The sequence below is a fragment of the Porcipelethomonas sp. genome (assembly GCF_051893655.1).
GTDB lineage: Bacteria > Bacillota > Clostridia > Oscillospirales > Ruminococcaceae > Porcipelethomonas.
In genome coordinates this window covers 19,597-30,905 of record NZ_JBJFHN010000122.1, presented here as the reverse complement: position 1 = coordinate 30,905, position 11,309 = coordinate 19,597, and the positions used below count along the sequence as shown (strand labels likewise).

Below are 11,309 nucleotides of genomic sequence, written 5' to 3'. Positions count from 1 at the left end.
CGCCACCTTGCCAAGGTGGAGGTAGCGAGTTCGAGCCTCGTAATCCGCTCCATTTTACGGCGCTATAGCCAAGTGGTAAGGCATGGGTCTGCAACACCCTGATCCCCAGTTCAAATCTGGGTGGCGCCTCCATTATCCTGTCTGATGTTATTCAGACAGGATTTTTTATTTTACCTCATAAATTTTACCTCACCATAAGATAAATGCCCGGAATTTTTTTAAATTCCGGGTATTTTAAGTAAACACTTATTAATTATTATTCCTTGACAATCCCTAAGGTTATTTCATATTTGGAATCCAGAGCATTTTTACATGGTGCATCATTTACATATCTGCTTATAAGATTTGCAGATTTTGTCGCATCTGTCAATGTTCCGGCTCCGGCTATGCATCCACCCGGACAGCCCATACCTTCCAGCAGATAACCATCATATTTTCCCGCCTTTGCAAGCTGAAGCAGTTTACGGCATTCTTTCAGTCCCTGTGCTGAAACAACCTTAATTTCACGCTCAGGATCAATACGTTTTATTACATCAGCAACCGCCTTTGCAACTCCTCCGCTGACTGCAAATCCTCTTCCGTCTCCAGTACCCTCATTCAGCGGAACATTTTCCTCATCAGTTATATCTTCAAATTTTACATTCTTAGCTTCAAACATTCCCATAAGCTCTTCAAATGTGAGAACAAAATCCACATCACTGCGGACTGTCCTTCTGCTTGCCTCAAGCTTTTTAGCAGCACATGGTCCTATAAATGCAATATATGCGTCAGGATATTTCTTTTTAACCATTCTGGCTGTAAGAACCATAGGAGTCATTGCCATAGAAATATAAGGAGCAAGTTCCGGGAAAAGCTTTTTAGCCATTACGGACCATGAAGGGCAGCATGAAGTAGCCATAAACGGTTGATTTGCCGGTACTTCTCTTAAAAAGTCCTTAGCCTCTTCAACAGCACACAGATCCGCACCTATTGCGACCTCAACCACACGGTCAAAACCAAGTCTCTTCATTGCAGCTGTAATCTTTTCCGGAGAAGCTTTCGGTCCGAACTGTCCCACGAATGCCGGTGCCACAAGAGCAATAACCTTTTTTCCGGTTTTCATAGCATGTATAAGCTGAAAAATCTGACCTTTATCTACAATTGCACCAAATGGACAATGAACAAGGCACATTCCGCATGATACACATTTATCATAGTCAATTTTAGCCTTACCATTTTCATCACTGCTTATAGCATCCATTCCGCATGCCTTAGCGCATGGTCTTTCCATTTTATTTATTGCATTATACGGACAAACACTCTGACATCTTCCGCATTTTATACATTTAGACTGATCAATAACTGACTTTCCATGTATAATTTCAATCGCCTTTTTAGGACAGACCTCCTTACACGGATGAGCAAGGCAGCCCTGACAGCAGTCAGTAACATGAAAATGCATTTCAGGACAGGCATTACATGCAAATTTTATTATATTAACAAGCGGAGGGTCATAATATTTTTCCGCAATAGCACTTTCTTCAATACCATCTGCAACGGACTCATGCTCCTCAATTGAACGCATAGGCAAACCGATTGCAAGACGCAGTCTTTCTTCTACAATAGCTCTTTCAAGGAAAATTGATTCACGGTATACCGCAACCTTTCCAGGTACAATTTTATAAGGCAGATTTACAATTTTTTCCTTATAATCTCCCCCCTCATAAGCCAGCTTTGCAACTTCCGTAAATACCTTTCTTCTGATATCTGTAACGGAAGAATAAACATTTCTCATTTCCATTAAATTTATCCTCCTTAAATCTTACATCACAATCAGTCACAATATAATTTTAATTCATGAATATCCTTTTGTCAATAGATAATAATTATTAAAAAAGCTAATTTTTACCTTATACAAAAACATCCCGAAGAAGATTTCTTCAGGATGTTATTTCTTTTATTATTTATTGTATCCGGACGCCATATATCTTGCTATTGCCGCAGCGTCTCTTACATTTACAACATTGTCATCATTAAAATCTGCTGTCATAGGCAGTTCACTTGCTTTGCCCTGTGCCAGCATTTTTGCAATAAATGCAGCATCTCTTACATTTAATGCACCGTCACCGTTCGCATCGCCTTTAACTTCTTCCTGTTCTGAACTAATTAAAGCAAATGCATAGTCACAATTTTCAGCATAATCTTGTGCTGTTGAATTTTCATAGCCATAAATTGTACCATTAAAATAATAGTTACCGTTTTCGTCTTCGCCATTGCTTATCGCATGTTCATCAATTATGCACTCAGGATTTTTTATTATTATGCTTGATAATCCTGAACAACCAGAAAACGCATACATTCCAATTGAAGTAACATTCTCCGGAATTGTTACGCTTGTTAATGATGAACAATTTGCAAAAGCACTCAAAGAAATATTTGAAATACCGTCAGGAATAGTTATGCTTGTCAGACTTGAGCATCCGGAAAATGCAGCTCCTCCAATAGAAGTAACACAATCCGGAATAATAACACTTATCAGTTTTGAACACTTATCAAAAGCGCTATATCTGATTGCAGTAACTGGTAAACCATCAATTTTTTCCGGAATTTCAATCTCTGCTGCCAATTTATCACAATCAGTTATTTGGACGTAATCATCTGAATCAATGCCATCCTCATCTGCATCTATAATTTCATAGGTCATATATCCATAAATACCTGTTTCAGCATTAACACTCAAAGTCTGCACCCCTGAAAACAAACATGCTAAACACAGAAACGCCGCTGCAATACTCAAAAATCTCTTAACCATTGTAATAAATAGTCCTCCTGAAAAATTATTTCATTTACATTTTATCACACGAGAATATTTATGTCAATTTTTTCAGCAGGGAATGATATTTTTTCTTATTTTAACAACTTTGTGTAAATCCTGATTGATTTTTTTTTAAAATCCATGTATAATAAAATAGATAATTTCAGGAAAGGAAAGAAAAAATGGATTTAGATCTTTTAAGAAATGAGATTGACAAGCTTGACAAAGAAATTTTAAGCGCATTTGAAAAAAGAATGGATTTATGCCGTCAGGTAGCAATTTACAAAAAAGAAAATAACCTGCCGATTTTTCAGGAAGGCAGAGAAAAAGAAATTATAAAAAAAGTGCGGAATAATGCACCTGCACACCTTGAAGACAGTTCAGCTGCTCTTTTTACAGAAATTATGGATATAAGCAAATGTCTCCAGCAGCAGGAACTTCTTAAAAATAAAAGTTTTATAGAACCTGTTCCCTTCGATATAACAGGTAATGCCAGAATCGGCTGTCAGGGTACCAGCGGTTCAAATTCAGAAACTGCCGCAAGAAAGCTTTTCAATGATAAGGAAATAGTTTTCTACCAGGAATTTGAAGACGTTTTCAGTGCTGTTGAAAACGGTGATATTCAGTTCGGAATAATTCCGATACATAATTCCACAGCCGGTTCGGTTACCCAGAATTACGATTTAATGAGAAAATATAATGTTTTTATTGCACGTACTGTAAAAGTAGAAATAACAAACTGCCTTGCAGTAAAAAAAGGTACGAAATTTTCAGATATTGAAAAAGTGTACTCTCATCCTCAGGCATTAAAACAATGCTCCAAATTTATTAAAGAAAGCGGATTTGAACCTGTTGAATCAAAAAATACTGCAACTGCTGCAAAATATGTAATTGAGACCAGTAAACCATGTGCTGCAATATGCTCTGAAAACTGTGCAAAATTATATAATATGGAAATTCTCAGGACAAACATCTCTGATGTGATTCCAAACTTCACCAGATTCATTTGTATTTCAAAGCAGTTCATGATTTCCAAAGACGCTAAAACAATTGCGGTAACACTTGAAATTCCAAATACCAAGGGCAGTCTTTTCAGACTCCTTACTAAATTTTTCGTAAATAATATGAACCTTGAAAAAATAGAAAGCCGCCCTATTGCGGACGGCAGCTTTGATGTTATGTTTTATCTGGATTTTTCCGGAAACATTAATGATCCGAAAGTAAAATCACTTCTTATTGAATTATCAGATGAACTTGAGTATTTTAAATTCTTAGGAAATTACAGCGAAGAACCTTAATTTTGCTCTTTACTGTGCTGAATATTATAGGCTATTGCTGACAATAGTCCGTTAGGAACAAGTTTTGAACCTATTACTCCAAGCTTCATTTCAATTGTAGGAATTATAACGGCTTTTCCACTCAGGCACTTATCTATTGCATATCTTGCCGCATATTCACTGGATATTGATTTCACGCTGAAAGATACTCCGGCACGATTATTGAAATTGGTATCAACCGGTCCCGGACAGAATACGCTTATCTTTACATTGCTTTTGCTTCTTCTGAGTTCTTCTCTTATTGCAAGAGAAAGTCTTACTACATAATTTTTTGAAGCATAATATGAGGACATAAGCGGTCCGGTCATAAATCCCGCACTGGAAGCTACATTTAATATTATTCCATGATTTTTATATTTGAAATCTTTAAGAAACAGTTTTGTAAGTATATGAACTGCTTTTATATTTACATTTATCATATCCAGTTCATCATGTATATCAGTTTTATCAAATTCGCCGAACAGACCGTATCCGGCATTATTTATAAGGAAATCCACATCTTTGTCTTTGCATTTTCTGTAAAGCTCAAATACCGATTTTTCATCTGACAAATCACACTGGATAATTTCTGTCTGAGTCTTCAAAGTATTTTCCAGCTCTTTTAATTTGTCAGTGTTTCTGGATACAAGTATAAGCTTGCAGCCTTTTTCAGAAAGGTATTTTGCCATATCCCTTCCAATACCTGAACTTGCACCTGTAATAAGTACTTTCATATCAGTTTACTCCTGTCATTAATAAAAATTCATAAATTATTATAGCATATTTTTGGAAAGTTATCCATATTCTCTGAAAATTTCATGAAATTTTAAAAAAATCCGTTCAAAGGTATGGACTTATAAAAAGTAATATAGTATAATTAAAAGGTATTTGACATAACATTAACCTTTTAGAGGGTTTATTATCAGACATGACTCATGCTGAATGTACATCAGACGGTGAGCATGCCGAAAATCTCTGTTTGCCGCTTAGGAGATTTTCATTATTATTTGTATTTATAAAGCGGCAGAATGGAGATTATTATGCTAAAGAAAACAAAAAGAATATTGTCAGGCATTATTGCTTCTGCATTGCTTCTTACATGTGCCGGATGCGGAGTAGGAAAATCTACTGCATATGCATTGACTATTGACGGCTATCAGGTTAAGGCAGGCGTTTACATATATTATCAATACGCCGCTTTACAGGAAGCTAAAAACCTTGCCAAGGAAGCTGACAGTGAAATTGACACAGAAGACGAAAAGGCTCTTAAAAAGACTACTATTCAGGGCAAGGAATTTCTTAAGTGGGTTGAAGACAAGGCAATTGCAAACTGTTCTGAGCATGTAGCTGTTCTGAAACATTTTGATGAAATGGAACTCAGCCTTTCTGATGAAGATATGGACTCTATAGATTCATATGTTGAAAGTGCATATGAAAATAATCCGGTTATGTTTGAAGGCAACGGTATCGGTGAAGAATCACTTAAAGAAGTTATGACTTCTACCTATAAAAGCCAGGAAATTTTTGAGGCTCTTTACGGTGAAGGCGGAAGCGAAGGCATAAAGGAAGATGACATCAAGGATTATTACATTGAGAATAATGCCAGAGTTAAATATGTAGGTCTTGACCTTCATGATGCTGAAGGAAACGATCTTGATGAGGCAGGCAAAAAGGAAATTACTGATATGGCAGATGATTTCCTGAAAAGAGCAAAAAATGCCGGTTCTGAAGAGGCAATGCTTGAAGAATTTGATACAATGCAGGAAGAATATGACAAGTATGTTTCTGACAAGGCAGCCGAAGCCGCAGGTGAAGAAACTACCACTCAGGCAGCAACAGAGGAAACTACTGAAGAAGTAACTGAAGCTCCGTCAGAAACTACAGAGTACGAAGCTGATATTAATGAAGATGAGGCAGAAACTGATTCCGATGAAGAAGAAGCATCAGAAGAATCGGACGAAAATGAAAGCGCAGAAGAAACTACAACAGCAGTTTCTGAATCAGATGAAGAAGCAGAAACAACTACAACTGTAGATCCCTATGCAAATGAAACAATCATTGCAGTTGTAACCACAGACGAAAACACCAAGGAAGAAGATGTTACATACAATCCTTCAAAGATATTCTATGACTGGGTATACAATGATGCAAAAACAGGCGTTCCGGAAATAGTTGAGGATGAAGATACAATTTATGTTGCTGTAAGACTTGACATAACAGAACGTATGACTGACGATGATCTGTGGAGTGAAAACAGCATAGAAAACACAAGATTCTCTATGTTCTCTGACGATTTACAGGATAAGCTTGATGAATGGGTAGATGAATATGAAGTTGTAAGAAATGAAAAAGCAATAAAGAGATATGACCCATTTGCAATCAAAACAGATTCTGAATAAATTAAAGGGCGGGATAATTCCTGCCCTTTATACATATAAAAAAACGGAGGTATAATAATGCTGGATAAAAATACTGAAAAAATTATAGCTTTAAGGCTTGAGAGAACCAAAGCTGCCCTTGAAAAAAATAATATGAAAGTGTTTATTGCTAAAACCAAGGAAGAGGCTGCGGAAATTGCAAAAGGTCTTATCAACAAGGGAGATGTTATAGGGAGCGGAGGTTCAATGAGTCTTGAACAGGCTGGTATTATGGAGTTTCTTCGCTGCGGTGACTACAAGCTTCTTGACCGCAAAAACTTCACTCCCGAAACACTCAGGGACTTCTTTATCGGCTGTTTCAATGCAGATGCGTATTTCACCAGTGCAAATGCAATAACAGAAAATGGTGAACTTTATAATGTGGACGGAAACAGCAACCGTATTGCCGCAATAGCATACGGTCCGAAATCCGTTATAGTAATTGCAGGTTATAACAAAATAGTAAAAAATCTTGAAGATGCGGCAAAACGTGTGAAGGAAATTGCAGCTCCGGCAAACGCTGTAAGACTTGACTGCAATACTTACTGTGCTAAAAACGGTGAATGTGCAGCATTAGCAAAAGAATCATGTCCTGAAATGACAGCCGGATGCGGAAGCGATGACAGAATATGCTGTAATTATCTTATCAGTGCAAAACAAAGGCATAAGGACAGAATAAAAGTTATATTAGTGGCTGAATCGCTTGGTTACTGATATAAAATATTTGCATTCTGTATATTTATAAGATTTAATAAATATTTTTTATATAAAGATAATTCATGAAAATTCAATGAAAATTCAGGCTTTTTATACATTTTATTCAAAAAAGACTTGAAATAGTTATAAATATATGTTATAATTAGACCATAAAATAACCAATGAAAATTGGCTAAGGAGGAATTAATTGTGAAAGTAACTATTACAGCAAAAAAAATGCAGGTTCCGCAGGCTTTCCCGGAATATGCGGAAAACAGATTAAATTCAAAACTCAGTAAATTTTTCGGAGATGAAGCAGAAGCTAAAATTACAATGGCAGAGCATAAAAATCAAATTATTCTTGAGCTTACAGTAAGATATAATAATATGATTTATCGTGCTGAAAGAACCGCTGCTGATAAGAATGACGCTCTTGACAGCGTAATTGATATAATTATCCGACAGATAAGAAAAAATAAAACTAAAATTGAAAAACGTCTTAAAGATACTGCTTTCAAAGAGGCTTATGCTGATACTGTTGAAGAACAGGTAAATTATGAAGTTATTAAGCATAAATCATTTGTAATGCGTCCAATGGATGTTGATGAAGCTATTTTACAGATGAATATGTTAGGTCATTCATTCTTTATGTTCTGTAATGCTAAAACCGGCGGTACTAATGTTGTTTACAAACGTGCTGACGGTAACTATGCTGTTCTTGAACCAACTGCTGAATAAAATTTATTATTAAAATAAGGGAGCTTTATTTTAAATAAGCTCCCTTTTAATTTTAACCGCATACAAATTTTATTATATCCGATGGTTTGTCAGCAATGTAATCTGCACCGGCACTTACCAATTCCTCAAGGGTTCTGAATCCCCATAAACATCCTATTGTCTTTATTCCGGCATTTTTTCCTGTTTTTATATCAATACATGTATCACCAATCATAACCGTATCCTCGGCACTGATATTTAATTTATCCATAACTGCCATGACAATTGCCGGATCAGGTTTTACAGGTCTGCCTTCTGACTTTCCAAAAACTGCCGAAAATAATTCGTCTCCAAAATAATGATTAATAATATTTTCGGTAAATCCATGAGTTTTATTAGAGGCTACTGCAAGTTCCACACCATTTTTCTTCAAGGTATTAAGTGTTTCTTTAATATCATTATAAACATAAGTTTTTACAGTATAATTATTATTATAATAGTAATTATATAAATCCAAAGCACTTGAAAATTTATCCTGACTGTCTTCCGGAAGAGCACGTTCTATAAGTTTTGCTACACCATCGCCGACAAGATAATTAAACTCAGAAAGGGCATGTTCAGGCAAATTAAGCTTACGCATTGCGTAATTGGTTGCTTCTGCAATATCAGCCAGTGAATCAATCAAAGTACCGTCTAAATCAAAAATAGCTAATTTCATAATGAATCTCCATTCTAAAAAGTAATGTAACATTCCCTGTTATTTATTATATCACTGTTACTTAAAATTCGCAAATAAAAAAGCAGGTGTTAAAACCTGCATTTTTTATTTATATTGCCTTAAGTTCAACTGCTGCCCAGCCTTCGCCTTCGGCAGATTTTACAACCTCAAATCCCGATTTTACAACAGCATTCACTACCTCATCCTTACGTTCTGTTATAATTCCGGAAATTATCAATGTGCCGCCATTTTTTATTTTCCGCCTGAAAATATTGCTCATTGCAATAAGAACATCTGCCACAATATTAGCAGTAATCAGATCATACTGATCACCTATTTTTTCATCCAGAGCAGTATCTGTAATTACATCACCGCAATATACACTATATTTATCCTCAGGGATATGATTTTTCCCGGCATTCTCCAAAGCAGTCTCAACAGCATTTTCTTCTATATCCACTGCTGTCGCATGATCTGCTCCCAAAAGCATAGCACCAATAGAAAGTATACCGCTTCCGCATCCCAGATCGAGAACTCTGTCACCAGGTTTAAGTGAATCTTCCATGAGTTCAAGACAAAGCTTTGTAGTATTATGCTGACCAGTACCAAAGCTTGAAGCAGGGTCAATTTCAATTACAACTCTGTCATCATCTCCTGAATATTCCTCCCAGGACGGTTTTACTAAAATTTTCCTGCCAATCTTAAGCGGTTTAAAATACTGTTTCCAGTTATTAGCCCAGTCTTCTTCTCTGACATTCTCCATTTCAATTTCCAGTCTGCCGAAAATATCATTGCTGTCATTGCTTTTCATATTTTTTAAAACAGAACGCAGTGATACAAGCATTTCAGCACCCTGAGAATTATCCGGAAGATAAACTGTCAGACACGTTTCACAATTGCTCAAATTCATAAGATCATCATCAATATAATCCCATTTACCATCCTTATTAGCAAGAAATTCCTTAAAATCATTAGAATCTTTAACTTCAAAACCTTTAATTCCAATATCCATAAGCGAAGCACATAAAATATCAACGCCTTCAGATTTGGTATAAATATTAACTTCAGTCCAGTTCATATACTTAATTTCCTTTATTTATTTTTTTAAAGAGATAAACAGCATCACGCTCGTCAATCACCTTATCATTATTAACATCCATTACATATTCAATGGGAAATTCCAGATCGAAAGGCTTTGCCAGATATTTATTAAGCAATATCAAATCTGTTTTATTGCATTTTCCATCTCTGTTGACATCGCCCTTAATGAGAGGAATCGTGGTAGTTGTTGTAGTTGTCGTGGTAGTTACCGGCTTAGTGGTCGTGGTAGTTGTTGTAGTTGCTTTAGTGGTGGCTTTTGTTGTTGCTTTAGTTGTTGTTGTAGCCTTAGTTGTTGCTTTGGTTGTTGTCGTAGCCTTTGTTGTTGCTTTGGTTGTCGCTTTAGTTGTTGTTGTAGCCTTAGTCGTTACTGCTCCTGTATAATTCAGATATTCCATGCACACATATCCTGTTTTAGAATTATATGTAACTTTTCCCCAGTTAGCCGTTACAGAACTTACTGTAACACTTGCATTATATGGAATTACACATATTGCAGAGTTCTGCCCTCCTACTCCCGAACGCATATATACTCCGCTTGTTGAGTTAACTTTATAAGTACCGAGTTTATAAGTATAGGAGCTTTCAGTATATTTAGTATATTCAAGATAAATCCATCCTGATTTGCCGTTATATTCAATCTGACCCCATTCATTATTATATACTCTTGTAACAACTACTGTTGTTCCGGTTGGAATTGTAAGAAGAATATCCGAAGATGTGCTGTATGACTTCCTGAGATTCAGGTAATCTGTAGTTTTATAATGCCCTGTCAGATAATTGGTTGACGTTGAAGTATTAACTTTCGCAGGAGTATTCTTTCCCTTGTAAAGTCTTACCTGAAGCATACCGGATGCGTCATAATAGTCAAAGAGTTTGTCATTTTTATTCTGCGCCGGATCTATCATATAAACTTCACCATTTTTTATAGTATCAATTGCGATCCAGTGTCCGTCGTATTTAACAGACATCACAATATAATATCCCTGATTAATATAATTTGCCAGTTCTTTAGTAATTCCGGATTTTGTATTAGAAGAAAAATATGCTCTTTTTTCATATGTAAAACTTGAAACAAGTCCTGTTACAGCTCCCCAGTAAACATTTCCGTCGTTATCAAAACCACCATTTTTACTTAAGTAATCACAAAGCGTACCTGGATTAAAAGAGCTTTCACTTGCTGAACCGGAATGAACAACCTGAATTGCTATAGAAGTAACTGCACAGCCTATTTCTGCCATTGTATCTCCGCATGATCCGAGTTTTTTACTTCCCCATCGTGAATCGCTCTGAGTCCAGTCCATATAACTGTCAGCTGCAAATACATTCATTGAAGTACCGAAAAGAAATATTATGGCAATAAAACACGAAATAAATTTGTTAATTTTTCTGACCATCAATATCAACTTCCTTTTTTAATAGAATTGTAACTTTAATTTAATTCAGCAATCTTAATTTTTAATTAAAATGTAACTTTTGTGATTACTTATTAATTATAACATGACTTTTATTGTTTTTCAATTCATAAAATCGTCTATATTTCACATGATTTA

10 protein-coding genes and 1 tRNA gene are annotated in these 11,309 nt (G+C 35.7%); 5 read left to right on the top strand and 6 right to left on the bottom strand.

The window, feature by feature from the left end:
* Window positions 1-58 precede the first annotated feature (58 nt).
* Window positions 59-132: transfer RNA gene (locus ACI4WO_RS07255), tRNA-Cys, on the top strand.
* Between the two features lie 124 nt (window positions 133-256).
* Here ACI4WO_RS07255 and ACI4WO_RS07250 read toward each other — a convergent pair.
* The gene (locus ACI4WO_RS07250; RefSeq protein ID WP_439806888.1) at window positions 257-1,774 is read right to left on the bottom strand and encodes a 4Fe-4S dicluster domain-containing protein; all 1,518 of its coding nucleotides are present in this window, start codon (window positions 1,772-1,774) and stop codon (window positions 257-259) included.
* A 165-nt stretch (window positions 1,775-1,939) separates the two neighbouring features.
* Complete coding sequence (locus ACI4WO_RS07245; RefSeq protein ID WP_439806886.1) at window positions 1,940-2,791, bottom strand: leucine-rich repeat protein; 852 nt, start codon at window positions 2,789-2,791, stop codon at window positions 1,940-1,942.
* Window positions 2,792-2,976: 185 nt separating this feature from the next.
* On the opposite strand from ACI4WO_RS07245, the gene ACI4WO_RS07240 reads away from it, so the two are divergent.
* A complete protein-coding gene (locus ACI4WO_RS07240; RefSeq protein ID WP_439806885.1) occupies window positions 2,977-4,092 on the top strand; it encodes a bifunctional chorismate mutase/prephenate dehydratase in 1,116 nt (371 codons plus the stop codon).
* On the opposite strand, the gene ACI4WO_RS07235 is transcribed toward ACI4WO_RS07240, so the two are convergent.
* Window positions 4,089-4,844 carry an SDR family NAD(P)-dependent oxidoreductase gene (locus ACI4WO_RS07235; protein ID WP_439806884.1) on the bottom strand — a complete coding sequence of 252 codons (756 nt, stop codon included), beginning with the start codon at window positions 4,842-4,844 and terminating at the stop codon, window positions 4,089-4,091. The two genes, ACI4WO_RS07240 and ACI4WO_RS07235, sit on opposite strands and share 4 nt — an antisense overlap.
* A gap of 306 nt (window positions 4,845-5,150) precedes the next feature.
* On the opposite strand from ACI4WO_RS07235, the gene ACI4WO_RS07230 reads away from it, so the two are divergent.
* The 3 genes from ACI4WO_RS07230 (at window position 5,151) to hpf (ending at window position 7,961) form a co-directional block, all read left to right on the top strand.
* Window positions 5,151-6,509, top strand: coding sequence for a hypothetical protein (locus tag ACI4WO_RS07230; protein WP_439806883.1), 1,359 nt, complete (start codon window positions 5,151-5,153; stop codon window positions 6,507-6,509).
* 60 nt (window positions 6,510-6,569) lie between these two features.
* Window positions 6,570-7,241, top strand: a complete 672-nt coding sequence (locus ACI4WO_RS07225; protein ID WP_439806887.1) for a lactate utilization protein — start codon at window positions 6,570-6,572, stop codon at window positions 7,239-7,241.
* Between the two features lie 192 nt (window positions 7,242-7,433).
* Window positions 7,434-7,961, top strand: a complete 528-nt coding sequence (hpf, locus tag ACI4WO_RS07220; RefSeq protein ID WP_439806882.1) for a ribosome hibernation-promoting factor, HPF/YfiA family — start codon at window positions 7,434-7,436, stop codon at window positions 7,959-7,961.
* A 52-nt stretch (window positions 7,962-8,013) separates the two neighbouring features.
* Here hpf and ACI4WO_RS07215 read toward each other — a convergent pair whose 3' ends face one another.
* The 3 genes from ACI4WO_RS07215 to ACI4WO_RS07205 all read right to left on the bottom strand — a co-directional run bounded on the left by ACI4WO_RS07215 (window position 8,014) and on the right by ACI4WO_RS07205 (window position 11,153).
* Complete coding sequence (locus ACI4WO_RS07215) at window positions 8,014-8,658, bottom strand: HAD family hydrolase (protein WP_439806881.1); 645 nt, start codon at window positions 8,656-8,658, stop codon at window positions 8,014-8,016.
* Window positions 8,659-8,767: 109 nt separating this feature from the next.
* Entirely contained in the window at window positions 8,768-9,736 is a 969-nt protein-coding gene (gene prmA / locus ACI4WO_RS07210; protein ID WP_439806880.1) for a 50S ribosomal protein L11 methyltransferase, read from the bottom strand.
* A gap of 4 nt (window positions 9,737-9,740) precedes the next feature.
* Window positions 9,741-11,153: an SH3 domain-containing protein gene (locus tag ACI4WO_RS07205; RefSeq protein WP_439806879.1), complete on the bottom strand. Its 1,413-nt coding sequence runs from the start codon at window positions 11,151-11,153 to the stop codon at window positions 9,741-9,743.
* Window positions 11,154-11,309 lie beyond the last annotated feature (156 nt).

Excerpts from the sequence above, each read along its gene's own strand:
- ACI4WO_RS07250 (WP_439806888.1), bottom strand. The coding sequence starts at position 1,774 with ATGAGAAATGTTTATTCTTCCGTTACAGATATCAGAAGAAAGGTATTT.
- ACI4WO_RS07245 (WP_439806886.1), bottom strand. The coding sequence starts at position 2,791 with ATGGTTAAGAGATTTTTGAGTATTGCAGCGGCGTTTCTGTGTTTAGCA.
- ACI4WO_RS07240 (WP_439806885.1), top strand. The coding sequence starts at position 2,977 with ATGGATTTAGATCTTTTAAGAAATGAGATTGACAAGCTTGACAAAGAA.
- ACI4WO_RS07235 (WP_439806884.1), bottom strand. The coding sequence starts at position 4,844 with ATGAAAGTACTTATTACAGGTGCAAGTTCAGGTATTGGAAGGGATATG.
- ACI4WO_RS07230 (WP_439806883.1), top strand. The coding sequence starts at position 5,151 with ATGCTAAAGAAAACAAAAAGAATATTGTCAGGCATTATTGCTTCTGCA.
- ACI4WO_RS07215 (WP_439806881.1), bottom strand. The coding sequence starts at position 8,658 with ATGAAATTAGCTATTTTTGATTTAGACGGTACTTTGATTGATTCACTG.
- prmA (WP_439806880.1), bottom strand. The coding sequence starts at position 9,736 with ATGAACTGGACTGAAGTTAATATTTATACCAAATCTGAAGGCGTTGAT.
- ACI4WO_RS07205 (WP_439806879.1), bottom strand. The coding sequence starts at position 11,153 with ATGGTCAGAAAAATTAACAAATTTATTTCGTGTTTTATTGCCATAATA.